The organism is Microbacterium sp. P5_B6 (assembly GCF_056400345.1).
In genome coordinates, this window is the sequence record NZ_JBFULL010000004.1 from 216,576 (window position 1) to 239,597 (window position 23,022).

Here is a 23,022-nt window from a genome sequence, read left to right on the forward strand (position 1 = left end):
AGAAGCGAAAGGGGCATATGCGGTACATCAAGGACGAAGGCCGGATCGTCTGGAGCGCGAGCGACCTGAAGGCTGCGGCCGAGTGCGAGTTCGCCTGGTTGCGGGGGATCGATGCGCGACTCGACAGGATCCCCGCCGTCGTCGAGCCGGAGGACGCGACGCTCGAGCGCGCGGGCCGGCTCGGCGGCGAGCACGAGCGCACGGTGCTCGCGCGGTACCGCGACGAGTTCGGCGATCGGGTGGTCGAGATTCCCGAGACCAGGTCGGGCGATGCCGAAGCCCTTGCCCGCGCCGTCGCATCGACGAACGAGGCGCTGGCGTCAGAGAGCGTCGAGGTGGTCTACCAGGCGGCGTTCGCGACGGACGACTTCGTCGGCTTCGCGGACTTCCTGGTGCGTGAGCCGACCGCCGAACCGGGCGCGCCCCGCCCCTGGATCGTGCAGGACACCAAGCTCGCACGCCGTGCACGGGTCACCGCGCTCATGCAACTGGCCGCGTATGTCGTGCAGCTCGATCGCCTCGGCATCCCACGGGCAGATCGCGTCGAGCTGCTGCTCGGCGACGGTTCGGTCAGCACGCACGAGGTCGATGACCTCCTCCCCGTGTTCGCTCTGCGGCGAGCGCGGCTTCTCGCCCTCATCGCCGACCGCAGGGTCGACCTCGGATCCGACGGCGCCCCGATCGCCTGGGGCGACGCCCGGGGCGAGCTCGACATCGTGGCGTGCGGACGATGCGCGACGTGCGAACTCGAGGTCGTCGCAAGCCGCGACCTTCTCCTCGTGGCCGGCATGCGACCTGTGCAGCGCGATCGCCTGCGCGCAGCCGGCATCGCGACGATCGATTCCCTCGCAGAGGCCGCCGTCGTGCCTGCGCGCATGAACCCCGAGACCTTCGCGTCGCTGCGCACGCAGGCCCGCCTGCAGCTGGCGAGCCCCGCGGGGATCGGTGTGCCGGCCATGCCGATGCCGCCGATCCCCGACTCGCTCGTCGTCGACCCTGCCGCGATTCCCGGTCGCGTTCCGCTCGCCGACCCCGATGACGGGTCGTCATCCGCCCCCACGGCGCTGCTTCTCGCCGCGCCTCCCGCGCCCGTTCCGGTGCCGACCTACCAGGTGGTCCATCCCCAGGCGCTCGGCGCCCTGCCCCGACCGGATCTCGGCGATCTGTTCTTCGACTTCGAGGGCGACCCGCTCTACAGCGAGGCGCAGCCGGCCGGCGAGCCGGTGCAGTGGGGGATCGACTACCTCTTCGGCTTCGTCGACCTCGACGAGCGCTACACGCAGCTGTGGGCGCACTCCTTCCTCGAAGAGAGCGCGGCGCTCGAGGCCTTCGTCGATCTCGTGATGCTGCGCCGGGCGCAGCATCCCGCCATGCACATCTACCACTACGCGCCCTACGAGCCGACCCACCTGCTGTCGATGGCCGCTCGGCATGGCACCCGAGAAGCCGAGGTGGATCGCCTTCTCCGCGACGGGGTGTTCGTCGACCTGTACCCGATCGTGCGGCGCGCGCTGCGCGTCGGATCGAGGTCGTACTCCATCAAGAAGCTCGAGCCCCTCTACATGGGCGACGAGGTGCGCACGAGCGACGTCCAGAAGGGCGACGACTCGATCGTCCGCTACGTCCAGGCCCGGGCGCTCCAGGACGACGGTGCGACCGATGCCGCGCGCGCGATCCTCGAGGATCTCGCGGACTACAACCGCTACGACTGCGTCTCCACGCGGCGCCTTCGCGACTGGCTGGTCGACCGCGCCCGCGAAGCCGACCTGCGCCCCGCCGTGGACCGTGAGCCGGACGAGTACGCCTACGAGCCGTCTCCGCGTGCCCTCGCGCTCGCTGCTCGCGCGACCGAGCATCCGCAGGACTCCCCAGAGGCGCGGGCGCTGCGTCTCGGCGCGGCGGCGATCGACTACTACCCGCGCGAGGCCAAGAGCTTCTGGGCGACGCATTTCCTCCGTCTCCGTGAGCCCGTCTCGGTGTGGGACGAGGCACGCGACGTCATCGTGATCGACCCGCTGCGGTGCCGAGTGGTCGAGGACTGGCACTTCGCCGAGGGTGGCCGAGGCGGCGAGCGGCGGATCATCGAACTGCGAGGCGAACTGGCACCCGGCACCCGGGTCAGCGAAGGGTCGAACCCGTTCGCTCTGTACGAGCTGCCGGCCCCCTTCCCGTACCAGTCCCACGCCCGGTGGATCCATGCCGCGAGATCGGTCACGGTCGTCGAGGTGCTCGACGATGGGGCCCTCGTCTGCGAGACGGCCGTCGACGGCGTGACGTGGGCGGAGCTGCCCATCGCGCTGACCCCGTCCCCGCCCCCGCGCGCCGGCAACCAGCAGTCGGCCATCGACGCGTGGGCAGACACCGTGCTGGCCTCGGCGCCGCGCCTGCCAGAAGGCCCTGCCACCGACATCCTGCGCCGACTGCCGCCCCGTACGCGGCGGACGTCGCAGGACGGGCCGTCGGGTGGCCTCGCGCCTTCCTCGGGCGACGACACCGATGCGATCGTTCGCAGCCTCCTCGATCTCGACCGCAGCTACCTCGCCGTCCAGGGCCCTCCTGGCACGGGCAAGACGTACGTCGGCTCGCACGTCATCGCCCGCCTGGTCCGTGACCACGGGTATCGGGTGGGCGTCGTCGCGCAGTCGCACGCCGTGGTCGAGAACATGCTCGATCGTGTCGTCGCAGCCGGCGTCGACCCCTCGCACGTCGCCAAGGCGCCGAAGGATGCGTCGACCACCGACGTGTCGTTCACCGTCATCCCCAAGAACGGCGTGGCGTCCTTCGTCGCAGAGCAGGCCGGCGGATTCGTCCTCGGCGGGACGGCGTGGGACTTCAGCCACGAGGGCCGGGTGCCTCGGGGGAGTCTGGATCTCCTCGTGATCGACGAGGCGGGGCAGTTCTCCCTGGCGTCGACGATCGCCGTCTCGCTCGCGGCACCTCGGCTGCTGCTGCTGGGTGACCCGCAGCAGCTTCCGCAGGTCAGCCAGGGGACGCACCCCGAGCCCGTCGACACGTCGGCTCTCGGGTGGGTCATGGACGGCGCAGATGTGGTGCCGCCCGAGTACGGCTACTTCCTGGGTCGCACTTGGCGCATGCACCCTGCCGTGGCCGGAGTCGTCTCGCGACTCTCCTACCGGGGCGAGCTGGTCTCGCACCCCTCGGCGGCGCTCCGATCGCTCGAGGGCATCGCGCCGGGAGTGCACGCCCTGCCCGTCCGTCACCGTGGCAACGCCACGCAATCGCCAGAAGAGGCGGCGGTCGTCGTCGGACTCGTGCGCGATCTGCTGTCCCGTCCGTGGACGGATGCCGAGACTCACGACGACGGGTCGGCGACGCTTCTCGATCCGCGGCCTCTCGAGCAGTGCGACATCATCGTCGTCACGCCCTACAACGCGCAGCAGGTGGAGGTCGAGCGCGCACTCGCCGCGGCCGGCTGCCGGGACGTGCGCGTCGGGACGGTGGACCGCTTCCAGGGGCAGGAGGCGGTCGTCGCGATCGTCTCCCTCGCAGCCTCCTCGGGGAGGGACGCTCCCCGAGGCCTCGAGTTCCTCCTCCTCCGCAACCGCATCAACGTCGCCATCTCCCGTGCCAAGCACACCGCCTACGTCGTCTACGCCCCCGGGCTGCTCGATGACTTCCCTCGGACGCCGGAGGGGGTCGCGAGGCTCAGCGGATTCGCGCGCCTCGTGACCGAGGCCGACGCGTCATCCGGCCTCGCAGCCTTGTAAGCGACGAGCTTCGGAGATGTCAACCCCCTCGGAGACATTCATCGTCCCCGCCTAACCTGGCTACGCGCCACCAGGCGTAGGTGCGGTATCCGTTCGGCGAGGGGCGGATACCGCACCACTCTTTTGCCCGGGGTGAGCCTCCGCAGCAGAGCGGTCAGATCAGCGGATCACGCCGCAGCGTTCGAATCGGTGCTCAGACCGTCCCGTAGAGGCGGTCGCCGGCGTCGCCGAGCCCCGGGACGATGTAGCCCTTCTCGTTGAGACGCTCGTCGAGGGCGCCCAGCACGAGGGTCACATCGCGGTCCCCGACCTGCTTCTCGATCGCCGCCACCCCTTCGGGCGCGCCGAGCAGGCAGATCGCCGTGACGTCCTGTGCGCCCCGGGCGAAGAGGAACTCGATCGCGGCGCCCAGCGATCCACCGGTGGCCAGCATCGGATCGAGCACGAAGCACTGCCGATCGCTGAGGTCATCGGGAAGGCGCTCCGCGTAAGTCGACGGCTCGAGCGTCTCTTCGTTGCGCACCATGCCGAGGAATCCGACCTCGGCGGTCGGGATCAGCTTGACCATGCCCTCGAGCATCCCGAGCCCGGCCCGCAGGATCGGCACCACCAGAGGGCGGGGCTCGCTGATCTTCACGCCCGTGGTGCGCGTCACAGGAGTCTCGATCTCGATCGGCGAGACGCGCACATTGCGGGTGGCCTCGTATGCGAGCAGCGTGACGAGCTCTTCGGTCAGCTGTCGGAAGACGGGCGACGAAGTGCCGGCGTCGCGGAGCACGGTGAGCTTGTGTGTGATGAGCGGGTGGTCGGCGACGTGCAGGCGCATACGCTCAGGCTAGTGCGTCACCGGGTCGGGGCCCTGACCGAGTTTCCCGCGCCCGACGCCCCCCCCGCCGTAGTCTCGAGGAGTGCTCGCATCCTCCGCCGACCTCGCCGCCATGCAGCGCGCACTGGCGCTCGCAGCCGAGGCGAGCGCGGGCGGTGACGTCCCCGTCGGTGCGGTGGTGACGGATGCGGCCGGGATGCTCGTCGGAGAGGGTCGCAACCTTCGGGAGGCGACAGGCGACCCCACCGCGCACGCCGAAGTCATCGCCCTGCGAGCGGCAGCGGCATCCGTCGGTTCGTGGAATCTCGCCGGCTGCACCCTGGTCGTGACCCTCGAACCCTGCCTCATGTGCGCCGGCGCACTGCTGCAGGCGCGCGTCGGGCGGGTCGTCTTCGGGGCGTGGGACGACAAGGCGGGGGCCGCGGGATCGATGTACGACGTGGTGCGCGACCGGCGCCTGCCGTACCGGGCCGAGGTCATCGGGGGAGTGCTCGAGGCGGAGTCATCTGCCCTGCTGCGGCACTTCTTCGACGCTCGGCGCTGACGACTGAGACCGCAGCAGCTGTCGCGAAGCTGGTCCGGCCGCGGCAACGGCGTTCGGTCAGTCGCTCCCCTTGAGCACGATCGCCTCCGTGGTGGGCACGGGGCCGTCGTGGCGCAGGATGTCGGGCTCGAAGTAGATGACGCGTGCGGCCGGCACGGCGGCGCGCACGCGCTCCTCGATCCGGTCGATGTCGGCGGCGACGTCGCCGAGGTGCCGGTCTGCCGCGAAAGCCAGCTTGGCTGCCACGAGAAGCTCGTCGGGGCCGAGGTAGAGGGTCTTGATGTGGATGAGCGTCGCGTCCTCCGGGCCGTCCTCGATGGCGGTGACGATGCGATCCTGGTCGCGCGGACCGGCGCCCTCTCCGACCAGCAGGCTCTTCGTCTCGATGCCCAGCACGATAGCGACGATCACGAGGAGCGTCCCGATCATGAGCGTCCCGACGGCGTCGAACACGCTGTTGCCGGTCAGTGCCGTCAGGCCCACGCCGAGCAGGGCGAAGGCCAGGCCGGTGAGTGCCGCGACATCCTCGAGCAGCACGACGGGCAGCTCGGGCGCCTTGGCGTGGCGCACGAACGCCACCCAGGACTGCCCCTTCGCCCGCACGTGATTGCTCTCCTTGACCGCGGTCCGCAGCGAGAGCGACTCGAGCACGATCGCGATCACGAGCACCGTGAGCGGCACCCAGACGTTCTCGAGCTCGTGGGGATGCGTGAGCTTGTCGACGCCCTCATAGATCGAGAAGAGCCCGCCGACCGAGAACAGGATGATCGAGACGACGAACGCGTACACGTACCGCTCTCGGCCGTAGCCGAACGGATGCTCGACGTCGGCCTTGCGGCGCGCCATGCGTCCGCCGAGCATCAGCAGGAGCTGGTTGCCCGAGTCGGCGAGCGAGTGGATCGCCTCGGCGAGCATGGATGCCGAGCCCGAGACCAAGTACGCGATGAACTTCGCGACGGCGATCCCCATGTTCGCCAGGAACGCCGCGATGATCGCCTTGCCGCCGCCCGATGCACTCATGGGGATGAGTCTACGGATGCCGCGTCGCGCGCCTCGCGCCCCTTGACGAGGGAGTCCCGCCTAGTCCGCAGAGCGCAGGATGATCGCTTCGGTCGGCGGCGCGGGGTCGGCAGACATGCCCACGTAGCCGATCACGACGAGAAGCGCATGGCGGAACTCTGCCGGGCGCTCGAGGTGGGGCGTATGGCCGACGCCCTCGAGTGCGAGTTCGGTCACCGCGCCGCCGCGCTCCGCATAGACGCCGAGCACATCGCGCATCTGCGAGACCATCTCCTGCGCGGGCGCCACCTCGGCTCCCGGCCAGTCCGGGACGATTCCCAACGCACCGAGGTGGTTGAAGTCGTAGAAGGACGCGTCCGAGATGATCGCGTCGACCGTGCCCTGGATCCACAGAATCGGCGGCTTGTGCGCGAGATCCGTGATCCCCGAGACGTTGAAGTATCGGGGCGTGAGGGCGTTGAGGACTCCCACCGTGCCCGCCGCGAAACCAGGCCAGTTGCGGCTCGGCACCGAGTCCCCGGGATAGTTGCCCGTCGCCGTCGAGGTCGACAGCATCGACTCGACCCAGACGTCCTCGTGCTCGGTCGTGTAACCCTCGGCGACGTAGCCCGAGCGGAAGACGTTCCGCGGCGACGTCGGCGCCTCGTCGCTCATGTCGTGCGCGATCAGGCGCTCGATGTAGTCGGGGTTCGCGGCGCCGCCCCCGGTGCCGGCATCATCGTCGGTCAGCCGTGTGCCGTCGCGGCGGGTGCCGCCGAATCCGTAGGGTGACACGGGCGACTCGAGCGTGAGGCTCAGCACCGGATGCTCGAGTGCGTACTGCATGATCACGCCAGCACCCATCGACCACCCCACGAAGTGCGCTGTCGGGATGCTGAGCGCCTGGAGCGTCTCGAACACGTCGTCGCTGAAGTCGCGCGCCCCTCGAGTGGCATCGATCGGGGCGTGCTCCGTGCCGCCGTAGCCACGCAGGTCGATCGCGATGGCCCGCAGCTCGCCGGGCAGGTCCTGCATCAGTTCCTGCCAGAACAGCGAAGACGAGCCGTTTCCGTGGATGAAGACGACGGTGCGCTCGGGAGGCGTCGCGGCGTCATCAGCCTGCCGCTCGAGGATGTTGACGACGAGTCGAGACGTCTCGATGGTCCGGGATGTGATGCCGTCGAACAGGGTCATTGCGAGTCCTCCACTGTCGCCGAGAGCGGCGAGCAGCCCCCGTGCTGCCTCGACTATAGCCCCGCGTCCGAGAGCCTGTGATCGATCAGCGTGCGTGCGACCAGGGCGTCGCAGAGCGGGTGACGGATGCCTGATTCCGCCGTCGTGTCGACGGGTCGAGCGCCGCCGGCATCACTCCGCTGCGGGCGCCTCGCCCATGTCGTGCGGAGCCTCGCCCAGGTACATCGCGGCCGTCGCGGCAGCCGCACGGGCGGCCACCTCAGGGTCCGCCCCATCGGCGACATGGGCGCCCTCCCATTCCTTCGCCGAGGCCCGGGTGAAGGACTTCCCCTCGTCGGACATCATCCAGGCGAGACCCTCCTCCGGCGTCGGGCCGTCGACCGCCGACCCCAGGTGAAGGGCGAGGCCGAGCAGGCCCGAGTCCCACCCGATCCCGGTGGCCGCAGGGCCGAACTGCTCCCACATGTCGTCGGGGACGTCCGCGGTGGGCGCGACGTGCTCCAGTTCGAGGCGCGTGCTCTCGTCACCGGTCGCCGTCAGCCGGACCGTGATCCAGGTGACGTTCCCGCCGAACTCCCACGACGCGTGATAGCTGGCAACGCCGCCTGCCGGCGGGTGGCACTCGCGCACCACGCCCCCGGCATTTCCCTCGAGCTGATACCGGCCGCCCACCCGCAGGTCGCCGGTGATGGGCAGGAACCATCGTCCGACACGCTCGGTGGCGACGGCATCCCACGCCTCTTCGATCGTGGCCGGGTACTCCTGCGCGAGCCGCTGCACGCGGACGGCCTGACCGTGGCGCTCACTCGACTCGACGCCGCGTTCGACCGCCGCAATCTGCGCATTCACATCGACCATCGTGTGTTCTCCTCTGTCTTCTCGGCAGGGCCGTCGGGATCGACGGCCGCATCTTGTCGGGTGACGGTCCCCATGCCCTCTTCACCCGCGGCTGGCGCCGCGCGCCGAGCCTCGGGGCGCGTGGGCCCGGCCGGGGCATCCGTCGTCGCGTCTGCCGGGGTCTTCTCGGCCGCAGCCCGCCGGGCACGGCGTCCTCGGGCGAGCTCGGTCGCGAGCGCGTCGAGGTGCGGCTGCCAGAACCGCCGGAACGGATCGAACCACTCGTCGGCTGCCTGCAGCGGAGCGGGGTTCACCGCATAGAGCCGGCGGGTGCCCTCGGGGCGTACGGTGGCGAAACCCGCCTCGCGGAGCACGCGCAGGTGCTGCGAGACGGCGGGCTGCGAGATGCGGAACTCGCCGGTGACGATCCCGCCGATCTCGCCCGCGCTGCGCTCGCCGTCGGCGAGCAGCTCCACGATCCTGCGGCGGACCGGGTCTCCGAGGATGTCAAGCGCGTGCACGGGGCCATTATTGCGCCAAAGCTTATATAAGTCAATGCGCAACCAATGCGGCTCCACGTTCACGGAGCACTCCTAGGATGGCCAGCATGCCAGAGACCCTTCCTTCACTCGCGTTCCTCGGGGCCGGCTCGATGGGCGGCGCGATCCTCCGCGGCCTGGTGCGCTCCGGCCTTGCCGCCGGCGGCATCGCAGCGACAAACCGCACCTCGGCCAAGGCTGTTGAACTGGCCGACCTCCCGGGCGTGAGGTCGATCGCGCTGGAGCAGGAGCCGAGAGGAAATGTGGATGCCGCGGCCGCGGCAGACATCGTGCTCATCGGCGTGAAGCCGGTGATGGTGCCCGACCTGCTGCGTGAGATCGCTCCGCACCTGCGTCCTGGCACCGTCGTGGTGAGTCTCGCGGCAGGCGTCACGATCGCGACGTTCGAGGGCATTCTGGGCACCGGCTTCCCCGTGCTGCGCTCGATGCCGAACACTCCTGCCCTCGTGGGCAAGGCGGTGACCGGCCTCGCGGCGGGCACCGCGGCCACGGCCGACGACATCGCGGTGGTCCGCCGCCTCTTCGAGACGGTCGGCACCGTGGTCGAGGTGCAGGAGGATCGCATCGACGCGCTCTCGACGATCTCGGGTTCGGGTCCGGCTTACGTCTATCTCCTCATCGAGGAGCTCACGGAGGCTGCCGTCGGCAAGGGGTTCAGCGAGGAGCAGGCGCGGCTCATGGCCGAGCAGACCTTCATCGGCGCTGCAGCCCTGCTCGAGGCATCCGGTGACGATCCAGCCGAGCTTCGCCGGCGCGTCACCAGTCCGAAGGGCACCACCGAGCGCGCGATCGCGGTCCTGCAGGGTGCGCATCTCGCCGGACTGTTCGCCGAGGCGACGGATGCCGCCCTCGCTCGCGCGAGGGAGCTCGCGGAGGGAGCGTAGGCGACCCCCGCGAGCGACGGTCACTGAGTAGCCGCGAAGCCGCGTATCGAAGTGTGGCGGAGGGAGCGTAGGCGACGCCCGCCAGCGACGGTCACTGAGCAGCCGCGAAGCCGCGTATCGAAGTGTGGCGGAGGGAGCGTCGCCGGGGCAGGGAACTCTGCGCGGATCATCCTGCCGGGGCGAAAGGGTGACGCGATCAGGGCGTGCCGCGGGCGTAGAGTCCGATCATGACGCTCGGCAGGCTCAACTCGGCGCGAGCTCGCGTACGCCGGGTGCGGCCGGCCCGAAGCGTGGTCGGCGCCTTCGCCGTCGCCACGCTGCTGGGTACGGGGCTGCTCATGCTCCCCATCTCGTCCCGCTCCGGCTCCATGACGAACTTCTTCGACGCGCTGTTCACCGCGACGTCGGCCGTCTGCGTCACCGGTCTGACCGTCGTGGACACCGCGACGCACTGGAACGGGTTCGGACAGGTCGTCATCATGCTGCTCATCCAGATCGGCGGATTCGGGATCATGATCTCGGCCGGCATGATCGGTCTGCTGCTGGCGCGCAAGATGAGCGTTGCCGGTCGGCTCACGGCAGCAGCAGAGGCCAATGCCATGGGGCTCGACGACGTCCGCGGCCTCCTTCGCAGCATCCTCATCGGCTCCCTGGTGATCGAGGCGGTGACGTTCGCGCTGCTGGTTCCGCGCTTCGCGCTCGGGTACGGCTACGACCTCGGCAGCGCGGCGTGGAACAGCCTGTTCCTGTCGGTGTCGTCATTCAACAACGCGGGCTTCGCGCTCTACAGCGACAATCTGATCGGCTTCGCCGCCGACCCCTTCATCTGCCTGCCGATCTGCGGCGCGGTGATTCTCGGCGGACTCGGATTTCCGGTGCTCAGGCAGCTGCGCAAGGAGTTCCCCCATCCTCTGCGCTGGACGATGAACACGCGTCTGGTGCTGTCCGTCTCCATCGTCCTCCTGCTGATCGGCACGGTGTTCATCACCGTCATCGAATGGTCGAACCCGCGCACGCTCGGCGCCTACGACCCTGCCGCCCGCGTGCTGATCGGCTTCTTCCACTCGGTGCAGACCCGCACGGCGGGCTTCAACTCGGTCGACATCGGCCAGATGCACGACGAGACCTGGGTCGGCATGGACGTCCTCATGTACATCGGCGGCGGCCCCGCCGGCACCGCCGGCGGAATCAAGGTGACGACCTTCGCGGTGCTCCTCTTCATCCTGCTGACCGAGCTGCGTGGCGAGCTGTCGGTGCACATCTTCGGAAAGCGGCTCTCGCGGGCCGTGCACCGCCAGGCCATCTCGGTCGTCCTCCTCTCGATCGCCGTGGTCATGGCCGGGGTGCTCGGGCTCATGTTCATCACCGGCGAGGCCCTCGACAAGGTGCTCTTCGAGGCGGTGTCGGCGTTCGGCACCGTGGGGCTGTCGACCGGGCTGACGACCGGGCTTCCGCCCGCGGCCGAGATGATCCTCGTCCTGCTCATGTTCATCGGCCGGCTCGGCCCGTTGACGATCGGCTCCGCCTTCGCCCTCCGTGACCGACGGATCCTCTACGAATACCCGAAGGAAAGGCCCGCAATTGGCTAGATTCGCACTCTTCGGCGACACCTCCCGGCGGATCGCCGAGGCGGACTCGGTCGCCGTGATCGGCCTCGGGCGGTTCGGAAGCGCGCTCGCCCTCGAGCTGATGGCAGGCGGGACGGAAGTGCTCGGCATCGATGCCAGCGAAGATCTCGTGCAGGCGCACAACGGTCAGCTCACGCAGGTCGTCCGGGCTGATTCGACCAAGGAGGAGGCGCTCCGCCAGCTCGCCGTCAACGAGTTCGACCGCGTCGTGGTGGCGATCGGCGCTGACGTCCAGGCGTCGATCCTCACATGCTCGATCCTGCTCGGCATGAAGATTCCTGTCATCTGGGCGAAGGCGGTCACCGAGCAGCACGGGAGAATCCTCGAGCAGCTCGGGGTCCACCACGTCGTCTACCCGGAGAAGGACATGGGGCGCCGCGTAGCGCACCTCGTCCGCGGCGCCGCCATCGACTATCTCGAGATCGAGCCGGGCTACGCGCTTGCGAAGATCCAGGCTCCCGCCAGCATCCGGGACGTGCCGCTCGGCAAGACGGCCCTTCGACAGATGCACGGGGTGACGGTCACCGCGTTCCGCCACGGGAGCGGGACGTGGCGGAACGCCGACAACGACACGGTCCTTTCAGAGGGAGACCTCGCGATCATCGTCGGACCCACCACCCGGGTCGAGGCGTTCGCCCAGCTCCTCTGACGGACCGGTCCGTTCGGACGACACCGCTGGAGGAGGGCCGGTGCTCTAGCGGTCGAGGCCGGCGAAGCGTTCGATATCGGAGTTGGTGCCCGAGACGATGATCAGGTCGTGGTTGGTCACCACAGTGTTCGCCTCCGCGTACCGGAACGGCTTGCCGGGGCTCTTCACGCCCACGACGGTCACGTTGTACTTCGATCGCACGCCCGATTCGTTCAGCCCGACGCCGCGGATGAACTTCGGCGGGTACATCTTGGCGAGCACGAAGTCGTCGTCGAAGCGGATGAAGTCCAGCATCCGTCCGCTCACGAGGTGCGCGACGCGCTCGCCGGCTTCGCGCTCGGGGTAGATCACGTGGTTGGCGCCCACACGCGCGAGGATCTTGCCGTGCGACTGGGAGACCGCCTTCGCCCAGATCTGGGGGACCTTGAGGTCGACCAGGTTGGCGGTGATGAGGACGGATGCCTCGATCGACGAGCCGACCGCGACGACGGCGACCTGGAAGTCCTGCGCGCCGATCTGCTTGAGGGCGTCGATGTTCTTGGCATCGGCCTGCACGGTGTGGGTGACGCGCTCGGACCACTTCTGCACGAGCTCCAGGCTGTCGTCGATCGCGAGCACCTCGCGGTCTAGGCGGTCCAGCTCGCCTGCGCAGGCGGCGCCGAACCTGCCCAATCCGATCACCAGGACGGGTGCATCCCCGCGGATCTGCTCAACCAACGATCGGCCTTTCCACTGGCAGCGAGTAGAGCTGCGAACGGGATGTCGCGGCCACGGCCGCGGCGAGAGTCACTGTACCAATGCGTCCCATGAACATCGTCAGGGCCATGATGTAGACCGCCGAGTCGGGCAGGTCTGAGGTGAGACCCGTCGAGAGGCCCACGGTCGCGAAGCCCGAGATGACATCGAACAGCACGTCCTCGACCGGTGCCAGCGTGATGTGGGTGATGGTGATCGTCGAGAGAGCGACGATCGTCGCTCCCCATGCGACGACCGAGAGCGCCACGCGCTGGACATCGCTCGGGATGCGGCGACCGAACGCCTGCACGGACTGGCGGCCCTTCGCTTCGGACCACACCGCGAGAGCCAGCACCGCCAGCGTCGTCACCTTGATGCCTCCGGCCGTCGACGCGGATCCGCCGCCCACGAACATGAGCATCGCGCCGACGACGAGCGTCGAACCATGGACGTCGCCGATGTCAATCACCGAGAACCCACCCGAACGGGTCATGGCCGAGAGGAAGAACGACTGGAAGATCGTGTCCCACGCGTTCATGCTCCCGAAGGTGAGGGGATTGGCGTACTCGAGGCTGAGGAAGGCCGCGGCACCGGCGAAGAACAGCAGCACCGTGGTGATGAGCGTGAGCTTGGCGTGCAGCGACCACTGCCGCACGTGCCACTGGTTCTTCCAGAGCGTGTAGATGACGGGGAATCCGATGGAGCCGAGGAAGACACCAGCCATCATCAGCGTCAGGAAGAAGTAGTCCTGCGCAAAGGGCTCGAGTCCCCCCGCGTTCGGGGTGAATCCCGTGTTCGTGAACGCCATGGCGGAGTAGTACGGCGCCTCCCACAGAGCCGTGAGCGGATGGACGCCCCCGATGATGAGGGACGGGTACATCAGGACCGCCAGCACCGCTTCGATGATGAGTGTCGAGAGGGCGACGGTGCGCAGCAGCACACCGACCTCGCCCAGCCGTACGGTCTGACCCTCGTTGACCGGTCCGCCGTGCGCGCGCATGGGGTTGGTGTCGCCCGCGGCGATGAGCTTGGCGCGCAGGCCCAGGCGCTTCGAGATGATCAGCCCGAGGATCGACGCCAGCGTGAGGACGCCCAGCGCGCCGACGTTGACGCCGACGTAGATGACCGCCAGGCCGAACGGCGACCAGTAGGTGCCCATGTCGACGGTCGAGAGCCCCGTGACGCAGATGGTCGACACGGCGGTGAAGAGGGCGTCGGCGAAGGGCGGCCTGTTGCCGGATGCCGTCGCCGCCGGCATCCACAGCAGCAGAGTGAAGAGCGTGATGAGCGCCGCGAAGATGAGGACCGCGAAGCGGGCGGGGGAAGACGTGGTCAGCGACCGCATGTCGTCGTAGAACCGCTTGAAGAACCGCCGGATCCCGAAGCGGGAGAACGGGCTGACGGGATCCGCCGCCATTCGATGCCCCCTTGTCGATTCGCCTCGCTCGGCCGCGGCAATCGCTCTCGCGTGCCCAAACCTCAGTCATGGTATCCCGTGGGGGTCGCGGCTAGTCTGTCGGCATGGCGGACATCTTCGACGTGATAGCGGACGGCACACGGCGCGAGATCCTGCAGCTCCTGCTCTCACGCTCGGCCGACGGCGAGCGCGGCACGAGCGTCTCCCAGATCGTCCATGAGCTGGGCGTCAGCCAGCCGACGGTGTCGAAGCACCTCAAGGTCCTGCGCGAGGCGTCCCTCGTCTCGGTGCGCGAGGAAGGTCAGCACCGGTACTACAGCCTGTCGCCCGCCCCCCTTGACGAGATCGACGACTGGCTCGTGCCCTTCCTCGTCGACGACGACGACGATTTCGACTACTCGCCTTCCTCTCCCGTGCTCACCGACTCCGCCGCGCACGCGGCCGAGGTCGTCGGTCGAGCGGCGGCATCCGCCAAGCACGCCGTCACCAACGCCTTCAAAAAGCTTCCCGGGCGCTGAKGCCGCTCCGCGCACGCCTGGCCGCGGTGGCCGCCTCGCGACCGGTGATGTCAGGAGTCCGGCTGTTCCTCGCCGTCGGACTGCCCGGGGTGATGGCGCTCGTCCCAGTGGGGCGCACCGGGCTCGCCGGGATACATGTGCCCCTGCGGGGACCACATCGCCCCATGATGAGCCCCGACCCACCACCCGACGGCAGCGCCGCCGGCGAACGTCATGCCGAGCAGGAGCATGCCGCCGAGGATGATGCCGATGATGGCGCCGGCGTGCATGCGCCGGGCATGTGGGGGAGCGGGATGCTGCGCCCAAGCCTCCGGCGGCACCGGTCCCTCTGTTCCCGGGTGATGGGGCGGGCCGTACGGCTGCGACGGCCCGGGAGGGTGCTGTGCGCTCATGCGGCCAGTGGATCCCACCCGGCCGTGCACAACGAAAGAGCAAGCTATGCATCCGCTGGAGATCCACCCGACTGTGGCGGCGGCATCGTCCCAGCGGCCACACAGGCAACATCTGTTTACAGGCGTCGCGCGCCGGCCCTAGAGTGTCCCCATCACAGGCGTCGAGGCGAGGGCGGGACAATGACGGAACTGCCGAACGTCCGCTTCCTGACGGTGGCCGAAGTCGCCGACATCATGCGCGTCTCCAAGATGACGGTCTACCGGCTCGTGCACTCCGGCGAACTGCCCGCGGTGCGCTTCGGACGCAGCTATCGCGTCCCCGAATCAGCCGTCACCGATGCCCTGCAAAGGCCGGTCGCCGACGTCGGCTAGACTGATACGAGGCATTTTTCCGTAATTGCCGGTTCCCGGGCGCGCCAACGCGCGTCCAGACCCTGACGTAGTGAGGTTTTCCGTGGGTTCTGTCATCAAGAAGCGCCGCAAGCGCATGGCGAAGAAGAAGCACCGCAAGCTGCTTCGCAAGACTCGCCACCAGCGCCGTAACAAGAAGTAAGCGGCTAGAACACCAAGCGCCTGTCCCTGGACGGGCGCTTCGTGTTCCCCCCGCCGAACCTCCGATTCCCGAGGATTCCATGCAGTCGATCACCGTTCACGAGCTGCGCGCTCGTGAGGACACCCCGCTCATCGATGTGCGAGAGCGCGACGAGTTCGCGGCCGGGCACGTTCCGGGAGCGGTCAACCTGCCGATGTCGTCGCTCGGCGATCACCTCGACGAGCTCCCCGACGGCGCGTTCGACGTGATCTGCCAGATCGGCGGGCGTTCGGCCCGTGTCGTGCAGGCGCTCGAGGCGCGCGGCTTCGACGCGACGAACGTCGATGGCGGTACAGGCGAGTGGGCGGCCTCCGGCTACCCGATCGAGCGCTGAACCCCGGCTGATCGCGCCGCTCGTACGATGATCTGGTGACCACCCTCACCCTCATCGGAAAGCCGGACTGCCACCTCTGCGACGTCGCTCGCGAGATCGTCGACCTGGTCGTCGCGGAGTTTCCCGAGGACAGCGTTGTGGTGCAGGAGCGTTCGATCGCCGATGATCCGGCCCTCTACGAGCTGTGGTGGGAGAAGATCCCCGTCGTGCTCATCGACGAACGTCTGCACGGCCACTGGCGGGTGTCGGCGGAGCGGCTCCGGGCCGCGCTGACAGCCGCAGAGGCCTGACCGGTTGCCGACGGCTCGGCCCGTCCAGAACCGGCGAACCCGAGCCGTCATGCGCGGCATCCGGTCGCTTGCCCACCTCACCGAAATCGGACGAGTTCGCCGAAATCGGGTCGGTGGCAGCATCCGATCCGAATTCCGTGGAATGGTCCCAACAGGGGGAGGGGCCTCGCCGCACCCGTGCCTTCCGGCTGCTACCCCCGGCGGTGGCTCACCGACCTGAGGGCGGCGTCACGGGGCGAGGCGCGTGGGGCCTCTGAAGAGATAGGTGACCTCGCGGATGGACGACTCGCCGAGCAGCAGCATGAGAACGCGCGCGAGGCCCATGCCGAACCCGCCGTGCGGCGGGGCGCCGTATCGGAAGAAGTCGAAGTAGAAGTCGAGGTGCTCGGGCTCGAGCCCCTTCTCGCGGGCCTGCTCGATCAGCACGTCGACGCGGTGCTCGYGCTGAGCGCCGGTCGTGATCTCGACTCCCTTGAAGAGCAGGTCGTAGCTCTTGGTGAGCCCGGTCTCTTCGTTGCGCATGTGGTAGAAGGCGCGGATCTCGGGGTGGTAGTCGGTGATGAACACGAACTGGTGGCCGTACGTCTCTTCGACGTGAGCCGAGATCTGGCGCTCGCCCTCGGGGTCGAGGTCGCCGTCGGTGCGGGGCACCTCGTAGCCGCGAGCCTTCACGATCTCGAGCGCCTCCGCGAGGGGGATGCGCGGGAACGGGATGCTGGGCACCTGCACTTCGAGACCGAACAGCTCCTCGATCTCGGCGCCGTGCTTCTCCTTCACCGCGGCGATGGCGGTGGCGAGCAGCTCCTCCTGCATCGAGGCGACGTCCTCGTGTGAGTCGATCCAGCTGATCTCGGCGTCGATGCTCGTGAACTCCGTCGCGTGACGCGAGGTGAACGAGGGGTCTGCGCGGAACGCCGGCGCGATCTCGAAGATCTTGCCGAAGCCGGCGACCTGCGCCATCTGCTTGAAGAACTGCGGCGACTGCGCGAGGTACGCGGTCTGGTCGCCGAAGTACTCGAGGGCGAACAGCTCGGCATTGGACTCCGACGCGCTCGCCATGAGCTTGGGGGAGTGCACCTCGATGTAGTCGCGCTCAATCCAGTACGACCGCATCGCGTGCTCGAGGGTCGTCTGCACGCGGAAGATGAGGTTGTTGCGGCGCTGACGCAGGTCGAGGAAGCGCCAGTCCATGCGCTTGTCCTGACCGCTGTCGGCGGCGATCGGGGTCTCCGCCAGTGCGGCGCCCGCGATGTCGAGCGACCCGATCTTGATCTCGACCCCGCCGAGCTTCACGCGTTCGTCGTGCTTGAGCTGACCCTGCACCGTCAGGAAGGTGCCGGTCGAGAGGGCCGAGATCGTCTCGGTGAGCGCAAGCGCTGCCGCCGCCTGCTCATCGGCGTCTTCGGCGAGTTCGCGCGTCGCCGGGTTCACCAGCTGCACCGCGCCCGTCTCGTCGCGAAGGATGACGAACTGCACCTTCTTCTGATCGCGGACGGTCTCGACCCATCCGGAGACGGTGACGAGACCGTCGGGAAGACCGTTGAGCTGTTGGACGAGTACGCGTTCAGTCACGAGGGACCAGTCTACGTTGAGCGATTCGGAGGCATTCTTCATGGCATCCGCGGTGCCCCTCGGCCCCCTCGAGCGGAGGGCACGCTCAGGCTGCCMACAGATCGAGCCGCCGTAGACTGGAGGCGTGCCCGCCGATCGCCTCCATCTCGTGCGCCACGGAGAGGTCGACAATCCTCGCCGCGTGCTCTACGGCCGGTTGCCCGGCTACGGACTGAGCGCCGACGGTCGCCGCATGGCGCAGCAGGCCGCGGACTACGTCGCAAGCCTCGAGCGCCCCGTGTCAGCGCTGGTGTCGTCGCCCTTGCAGCGCACCCGAGAGTCCGCGGAGCCGTTCGTCGCGAGGTTCGGCCACGAGCTCGTCATCGACGAGCGGGTCATCGAGCCGACCAACCGCTTCGAGGGCCGTCGGATGGACCGCGCCCTGATGAACCCCTGGAACTGGCGCCTGCTCACGCAACCCGCCCTCCCCAGCTGGGGGGAGCCGTACACGCAGATCGTGGCGCGCATGGACGGCGCGATGCGGGATGCCTGGGACTCGGCGCCCTCGGGCGATGTCGTGATCGTCTCGCACCAGCTGCCCATCTGGATCACCCACCTCGCGGTCGCGGGCCTGGAGTCGCGCCACGACCCGCGCCGCCGCCGGTGTGCGCTGTCGAGCGTGACCAGCTTCGAGCTGCGAGACGGGCACTGGGCCGAGGTCAGCTACGCCGAGCCGGCGTCGACCGCGGGCGCCGTCGACGTGGGGGCCGTGTGACCCGTCTTCCCGGCCGCTTCGCGGCCACGCCGAAAGCCTCCCGCGCGCTGCGGGCCGCGGCATCCGTCGTCGCCCTCGGGGTACTCGTCTCGGGACTTGCGGCGTGCTCGAACGACCCGCTCGCCGAGCAGTACCGCGCCGGCGACAGCAAGGGCTTCATCGCCGGGGACTCCCGCGTCGTCGAGATCGCCGAAGCCGATCGCGGCGAGCCCGTGGTGTTCACGGGTGCGACCGAGACGGGCGAGACGGTCGCGAGCGCCGACTATGCGGGCGGGGTGCTGGTGGTCAACTTCTGGTACGCCGCATGCGGCCCGTGCCGAGCAGAGGCTCCTGAGCTCGAAGCGGCCTCCGCGAGCTTCGACGGTCAGGACGTCGCGTTCCTCGGTGTGAATACGAGCGACTCCCCGGATGCCGCTGCCGCCTTCGCGGAGAACTACGGCGTCACCTATCCCAGCCTCATCGCCGCCGAGGACGGAGCCATCAAACTCGCCTTCGCCGAGCGGACTCCCATCAATGCGACTCCGACGACGCTCGTGATCGACAAGGAGGGCCGGGTCGCCGCGCGCATCATCGGGCAGCTCCTGGATGCCTCGATCCTCGAGACGCTCGTGCGCGAGACGCTGGACGAGTCGTGACGATCGACGCCGTGATGGCGGGCGGGGCGCTGTGGGTGGCGATCCCCATCGCGATCCTCGCCGGGCTCCTCTCGTTCCTCTCGCCGTGCGTGCTGCCGCTCGTGCCCGGATACCTCGGGTTCATCGGCGGCGCCGTGGCGCCTCGGCCTGTCGCTCCGCGTGCGGCGCGTCGGGCGAAAGGCCGTACGTCGGAGGAATCCGCCGGATCCGGCCGACTTCCGGCCGATTCTCCGACCAACGTGATGACCGGAGCGACGGATGCCGAGGCCGCCGCCGCGCTCGAATCCCCCACGCGCAGCAGGCTGCTGCTCGGAGTTCTCCTGTTCATCGCGGGCTTCACGATCGTGTTCATGGCCGTCACGATCCTGGGCGGCACCCTCGGGCAGTTCTTCCTGGCGTACAACGAGGCCATCACGCGGATCCTGGGCATCGTCGTGATCATCCTCGGGCTCGTGTTCATCGGCGTCTTCGGCTTCGCGCAGAAGACGGTGCACCCACACGTGCAGAGCAACATGGGGCTCATCGGCGCCCCGCTACTCGGCGTCGCGCTCGGGATCGGCTGGACGCCCTGCATCGGCCCGACCCTCGCGGCGATCCTCTCCGTCTCGTGGAACCTGGGCGACCCCGGGAGGGCCGCGCTCCTCGGGCTGGCCTACTCGCTGGGGCTCGGCATCCCGTTCATCCTGCTGACCCTCGGCTTCGGCTGGGCGACGAGCTCGGTCGCGTTCCTGCGGCGCCACATCCGCGCGGTCAACGTCATCGGCGGCGTCCTGCTGATCGCCCTCGGCGTGCTCATGGTGACCGGAGTCTGGAGCGCGATGATGACGCAGCTGCAGGGGGTGTTCACGAGTGTCCCGCTCCCGCTCTGAGTCCACGGCGCCATCGCCCGACGCCGTGGGGGCCAGCGATGCCGACGTGAGCGACCCGCTGCGACCGGCCGATCACGCCGACAGTGCGGCGTCGGGCGATATCGTCCAGCCCGCACTCGGCCCGGTCGGGTGGATCCGCTGGGGCTGGCGCCAGCTCACCAGCATGCGGACCGCGCTCGTCCTCCTCCTGCTGCTGGCCATCGCCGCCGTCCCGGGGTCGATCGTCCCGCAGCGGACGGCCGACCCCAACGGCGTCACGCAGTACTTCGCCGACCACCCCGATCTCGCGCCGATCCTGGAGAACCTGCAGCTCTTCGACGTCTACTCGTCGGCCTGGTTCTCGGCGATCTACATCCTGCTGTTCGTCTCGCTCATCGGCTGCGTCATCCCGCGGACCCAGCACCACTGGAAGGCGCTCCGCGCGCGCCCGCCCCGGACGCCCGCCCGCCTCGGCCGGCTGGACGACCATCGCGAGTCGATCGTCGAGCTGAGCCCGAACGGCGTCGAGCCTGCGGATGCCGCGGCTGCAGCATCCGTCGCCATCGGGTTGGCCGTGGATCAGCTGAAGCGCGCGGGGTACCGGGTCGAGCGTTACGACTCGGGCGCGACCCTGTCGGTCTCGGCGGAGCGCGGGTACTTGCGCGAGACGGGCAACCTCGTCTTCCACGCGGCGCTGGTCGGCGTGCTGTTGGCCGTCGGCATCGGCGGCGGATTCACCTATACGGGGCAGACGGTCATCATCGAGGGGCGCACGTTCGTCAACACGATGCTGGACTACTCGTCGTTCAACCCGGGCCGGTTCGTCGACGAGGAGCGCCTGACGCCCTACTCGCTCACCCTCGACGACTTCGAAGTGACGTATGTGCCGTCCGGCGAACGGGGCGCCGGGCAGGCGGGCGACTTCGTCGCGCACCTCACCACCCAGTTCCCCGAGCAGCAGCCCGGCGAGGGGGCGGTACGGGTCAACCACCCGCTCGACATCGCGGGCGACAGGGTGTACCTCATGGGCAACGGCTACGCGCCGACCATCACGATCCGCAACGCCGACGGAGACGTCGTGTTCGACGAGTCCGTGCCCTTCCTGCCGCAGGACACCAATATGACGTCGCTCGGCGTGGTCAAGGTCACCGACGGGCTGCCCGAGCAGCTCGGCATGATCGGGTTCTTCTATCCGACCCAGGCTCCGCTCGACAGCGGCGCCTTCACCTCCGCCTATCCCGCGCTGATCAACCCGGTGCTGACCCTCAACGTCTACGAGGGCGACCTCGGGATCGACGACGGGACCCCCCGCTCCGTCTACACGCTCGACCCGACCGACATGACGCAGCTCACCGGCGGCAAGACGGGCGTCGAATCGATCGAGCTCGCCCCCGGCGACACCCAGGACCTGCCGAACGGGCTCGGCACGATCACCTTCCAGGACGAGTCCGCCGGCGGCGCTGAGGGGTACGACGGGGCGGTCAAGCGCTACGTCTCTCTGTCGCTGCACCGCGACATCGCGGCGCCCTGGGTGCTCGGGTTCGCGATCCTGTCGCTCACCGGACTTCTCGCGGCGCTCTTCGTGCCGCGGCGCCGGATGTGGGTCAAGGTCACACCCGACGGGCACACCCTGCGTCTCGAGTACGCCGGCCTCGCTCGAGGCGAGGACCCCATGCTCGGTTCCGCTGTCGATCAGGTCATGCGCAAGCACGGCGAGGCTGTGGACCAGTCGCTGCGCCGCGCGGACGCCTGAGCACGGCCCGTACACTGGAAGCCATGCCCGCCACGCTCGATTCCGTGTCTGTACTGCTGGTATGGACGGCGATCGCGGTGTACGCACTGGCCTTCATCGCGTATGCCGTCGACCTCGCGAAGCGCGGGGAGCTGGCCGCCGAGGCCCAGGATCGGGCCCAGGCTCGCGACCGGCAGCTCGTCGGCGCCGTGGTGGGGGCATCCGGAGCATCTCCGCGAGAGGCCTCTCTCGACCGGATGAAGGTCGAACAGGCCGCCGCAGACGCCGCGGTCGAAGCGGCTCCGCGCGATCGGCAGCGCAACCTGTGGGCGCGTATCGGCACGTCGCTGACGGTGCTCGCGTTCCTCTTCCACTTCGGCGGAACCCTCACCCGGGGCATCGCCGCCGGCCGGGTCCCCTGGTCCAACATGTACGAGTTCTCGCTCATGGGAACGCTCCTCATCGTGGCCGTCTACCTGGTGGTGCTTCTCCGGTATGACCTGCGATTCCTCGGCTCACTCATCACGGGCATGGTCGTGCTGCTCCTGGGCGGGGCGACGCTGGGGTTCTACACCGAGATCGTGCCGCTCGCCGACCCGCTGAAGTCCATCTGGCTCGTCATCCACGTCTTCGTCGCCTCTCTCGCCACGGCCCTGTTCGCCCTCGCCTTCGGGCTCTCGGTGTTGCAGCTCATGCAGGTGCGACGTGAGCGAAAAGCGCTGGCACAGGATGCCGCTGCCTCCATCGGGAAGGGCGGCCCGGGCTTCCTCCGGACACTTCCGACGGCCGACAAGCTCGAGTCGCTGGCCTACCGATTCGCGATCCTCGGCTTCATCTTCTGGACGTTCACTTTGATCGCCGGGTCGATCTGGGCGAACGACGCATGGGGCCGCTACTGGGGCTTCGACACGAAGGAAGTCTGGACCTTCGTGATCTGGGTGCTGTACGCCGGCTACATCCACGCGCGGGCCACCCGAGGCTGGCGAGGGAGCCGCTCGGCATGGCTCTCGATCATCGGTTTCTCCGCCGTCATGTTCAACTTCACCATCGTGAACATGTTCTTCAAAGGACTTCACGTCTACAGCGGACTGAGCTGATCCGCGTCACTAAGCCGGAGTGACCGGGTGTTCTTCAGTGAAGACCAGTCCATGCCTCCCTCGGTATGGGTGCGTGTCGGCGATCCGTTGCGAAGCACGCTCTTGACGCGGCGATCGGCGCGGGTCTAGCTTCAGGCCCGAAGTCCGAAGAGCCGCAGGGGCTGCGGATTCTTCACAGGGAACGCTGGAGATATCGGGACCACCGCTACTCGCGCTGGGCCTGCAGCGCTGCCGTCCGGGCTGACGACAGGCGTGAA

General features: G+C 68.8%; 24 protein-coding genes. 15 read left to right on the forward strand and 9 right to left on the reverse strand.

Annotation, left to right across the window (positions count from 1 at the left end; all coding sequences use genetic code 11):
* Positions 1–17 precede the first annotated feature (17 nt).
* Positions 18–3,728: a TM0106 family RecB-like putative nuclease gene (locus AC1DP3_RS07660; RefSeq protein WP_477292644.1), complete on the forward strand. Its 3,711-nt coding sequence runs from the start codon at positions 18–20 to the stop codon at positions 3,726–3,728.
* 193 nt (positions 3,729–3,921) lie between these two features.
* Here the strand turns inward: AC1DP3_RS07660 and upp are convergent, their stop codons facing one another.
* Positions 3,922–4,554 (reverse strand): uracil phosphoribosyltransferase, encoded by a 633-nt coding sequence (gene upp / locus AC1DP3_RS07665; protein WP_477292562.1) that lies wholly within the window; start codon positions 4,552–4,554, stop codon positions 3,922–3,924.
* Positions 4,555–4,636: 82 nt separating this feature from the next.
* Here upp and AC1DP3_RS07670 point away from each other — a divergent pair, with 82 nt between their 5' ends.
* Complete coding sequence (locus AC1DP3_RS07670) at positions 4,637–5,098, forward strand: nucleoside deaminase (RefSeq protein WP_477292563.1); 462 nt, start codon at positions 4,637–4,639, stop codon at positions 5,096–5,098.
* 57 nt (positions 5,099–5,155) lie between these two features.
* Here AC1DP3_RS07670 and AC1DP3_RS07675 read toward each other — a convergent pair whose 3' ends face one another.
* The 4 genes from AC1DP3_RS07675 to AC1DP3_RS07690 all read right to left on the reverse strand — a co-directional run bounded on the left by AC1DP3_RS07675 (position 5,156) and on the right by AC1DP3_RS07690 (position 8,649).
* Positions 5,156–6,118 carry a cation diffusion facilitator family transporter gene (locus AC1DP3_RS07675; RefSeq protein ID WP_477292564.1) on the reverse strand — a complete coding sequence of 321 codons (963 nt, stop codon included), beginning with the start codon at positions 6,116–6,118 and terminating at the stop codon, positions 5,156–5,158.
* A gap of 60 nt (positions 6,119–6,178) precedes the next feature.
* Positions 6,179–7,291, reverse strand: coding sequence for an alpha/beta fold hydrolase (locus AC1DP3_RS07680; protein ID WP_477292565.1), 1,113 nt, complete (start codon positions 7,289–7,291; stop codon positions 6,179–6,181).
* A gap of 171 nt (positions 7,292–7,462) precedes the next feature.
* Positions 7,463–8,149 carry an SRPBCC domain-containing protein gene (locus tag AC1DP3_RS07685; RefSeq protein ID WP_477292566.1) on the reverse strand — a complete coding sequence of 229 codons (687 nt, stop codon included), beginning with the start codon at positions 8,147–8,149 and terminating at the stop codon, positions 7,463–7,465.
* Complete coding sequence (locus AC1DP3_RS07690) at positions 8,137–8,649, reverse strand: ArsR/SmtB family transcription factor (protein ID WP_477292567.1); 513 nt, start codon at positions 8,647–8,649, stop codon at positions 8,137–8,139. Before AC1DP3_RS07690 ends, AC1DP3_RS07685 begins: the two co-directional genes overlap by 13 nt.
* 86 nt (positions 8,650–8,735) lie before the next feature.
* Between AC1DP3_RS07690 and proC the strand changes: the two genes are divergently transcribed.
* From proC to AC1DP3_RS07705, 3 genes are all read left to right on the forward strand, one after another.
* Entirely contained in the window at positions 8,736–9,572 is an 837-nt protein-coding gene (proC, locus tag AC1DP3_RS07695) for a pyrroline-5-carboxylate reductase (protein WP_477292568.1), read from the forward strand.
* A gap of 227 nt (positions 9,573–9,799) precedes the next feature.
* On the forward strand, positions 9,800–11,161 hold the full coding sequence (locus AC1DP3_RS07700; protein WP_477292569.1) for a TrkH family potassium uptake protein: 1,362 nt from the start codon (positions 9,800–9,802) through the stop codon (positions 11,159–11,161).
* Positions 11,154–11,849 (forward strand): potassium channel family protein, encoded by a 696-nt coding sequence (locus AC1DP3_RS07705; RefSeq protein ID WP_477292570.1) that lies wholly within the window; start codon positions 11,154–11,156, stop codon positions 11,847–11,849. The genes AC1DP3_RS07700 and AC1DP3_RS07705 overlap by 8 nt, the downstream gene beginning before the upstream one ends.
* Before the next feature lie 45 nt (positions 11,850–11,894).
* Here the strand turns inward: AC1DP3_RS07705 and AC1DP3_RS07710 are convergent, their stop codons facing one another.
* Positions 11,895–12,566, reverse strand: a complete 672-nt coding sequence (locus tag AC1DP3_RS07710; RefSeq protein ID WP_477292571.1) for a potassium channel family protein — start codon at positions 12,564–12,566, stop codon at positions 11,895–11,897.
* Positions 12,559–13,929: a TrkH family potassium uptake protein gene (locus tag AC1DP3_RS07715; RefSeq protein WP_477292645.1), complete on the reverse strand. Its 1,371-nt coding sequence runs from the start codon at positions 13,927–13,929 to the stop codon at positions 12,559–12,561. The genes AC1DP3_RS07710 and AC1DP3_RS07715 overlap by 8 nt, the downstream gene beginning before the upstream one ends.
* Positions 13,930–14,105: 176 nt before the next feature.
* On the opposite strand from AC1DP3_RS07715, the gene AC1DP3_RS07720 reads away from it, so the two are divergent.
* Positions 14,106–14,519 (forward strand): ArsR/SmtB family transcription factor, encoded by a 414-nt coding sequence (locus AC1DP3_RS07720; RefSeq protein ID WP_477292572.1) that lies wholly within the window; start codon positions 14,106–14,108, stop codon positions 14,517–14,519.
* Between the two features lie 50 nt (positions 14,520–14,569).
* Here AC1DP3_RS07720 and AC1DP3_RS07725 read toward each other — a convergent pair whose 3' ends face one another.
* Complete coding sequence (locus AC1DP3_RS07725) at positions 14,570–14,911, reverse strand: hypothetical protein (protein ID WP_477292573.1); 342 nt, start codon at positions 14,909–14,911, stop codon at positions 14,570–14,572.
* Between the two features lie 180 nt (positions 14,912–15,091).
* Between AC1DP3_RS07725 and AC1DP3_RS07730 the strand changes: the two genes are divergently transcribed.
* The 4 genes from AC1DP3_RS07730 to AC1DP3_RS07745 all read left to right on the forward strand — a co-directional run bounded on the left by AC1DP3_RS07730 (position 15,092) and on the right by AC1DP3_RS07745 (position 16,127).
* The gene (locus AC1DP3_RS07730; protein WP_477292574.1) at positions 15,092–15,283 is read left to right on the forward strand and encodes a helix-turn-helix domain-containing protein; all 192 of its coding nucleotides are present in this window, start codon (positions 15,092–15,094) and stop codon (positions 15,281–15,283) included.
* An 82-nt stretch (positions 15,284–15,365) separates the two neighbouring features.
* Positions 15,366–15,464: a 30S ribosomal protein bS22 gene (locus AC1DP3_RS07735; protein WP_003792170.1), complete on the forward strand. Its 99-nt coding sequence runs from the start codon at positions 15,366–15,368 to the stop codon at positions 15,462–15,464.
* Between the two features lie 79 nt (positions 15,465–15,543).
* Complete coding sequence (locus AC1DP3_RS07740) at positions 15,544–15,837, forward strand: rhodanese-like domain-containing protein (protein WP_477292575.1); 294 nt, start codon at positions 15,544–15,546, stop codon at positions 15,835–15,837.
* Between the two features lie 35 nt (positions 15,838–15,872).
* On the forward strand, positions 15,873–16,127 hold the full coding sequence (locus AC1DP3_RS07745; protein ID WP_477292576.1) for a glutaredoxin family protein: 255 nt from the start codon (positions 15,873–15,875) through the stop codon (positions 16,125–16,127).
* Between the two features lie 228 nt (positions 16,128–16,355).
* Here the strand turns inward: AC1DP3_RS07745 and aspS are convergent, their stop codons facing one another.
* Positions 16,356–17,699: an aspartate--tRNA(Asn) ligase gene (aspS, locus tag AC1DP3_RS07750; protein ID WP_477292577.1), complete on the reverse strand. Its 1,344-nt coding sequence runs from the start codon at positions 17,697–17,699 to the stop codon at positions 16,356–16,358.
* Between the two features lie 124 nt (positions 17,700–17,823).
* Between aspS and AC1DP3_RS07755 the strand changes: the two genes are divergently transcribed.
* The 5 genes from AC1DP3_RS07755 to ccsB are packed head-to-tail and all read left to right on the forward strand — an operon-like array spanning position 17,824 to position 22,765.
* On the forward strand, positions 17,824–18,453 hold the full coding sequence (locus AC1DP3_RS07755) for a histidine phosphatase family protein (RefSeq protein ID WP_477292578.1): 630 nt from the start codon (positions 17,824–17,826) through the stop codon (positions 18,451–18,453).
* On the forward strand, positions 18,450–19,088 hold the full coding sequence (locus AC1DP3_RS07760; protein WP_477292579.1) for a TlpA family protein disulfide reductase: 639 nt from the start codon (positions 18,450–18,452) through the stop codon (positions 19,086–19,088). Before AC1DP3_RS07755 ends, AC1DP3_RS07760 begins: the two co-directional genes overlap by 4 nt.
* A 14-nt stretch (positions 19,089–19,102) precedes the next feature.
* Positions 19,103–19,957, forward strand: coding sequence for a cytochrome c biogenesis CcdA family protein (locus AC1DP3_RS07765; protein ID WP_477292646.1), 855 nt, complete (start codon positions 19,103–19,105; stop codon positions 19,955–19,957).
* Positions 19,938–21,689, forward strand: coding sequence for a cytochrome c biogenesis protein ResB (gene resB / locus AC1DP3_RS07770; RefSeq protein ID WP_477292580.1), 1,752 nt, complete (start codon positions 19,938–19,940; stop codon positions 21,687–21,689). The genes AC1DP3_RS07765 and resB overlap by 20 nt, the downstream gene beginning before the upstream one ends.
* Before the next feature lie 23 nt (positions 21,690–21,712).
* Complete coding sequence (gene ccsB / locus AC1DP3_RS07775; protein WP_477292581.1) at positions 21,713–22,765, forward strand: c-type cytochrome biogenesis protein CcsB; 1,053 nt, start codon at positions 21,713–21,715, stop codon at positions 22,763–22,765.
* Positions 22,766–23,022 lie beyond the last annotated feature (257 nt).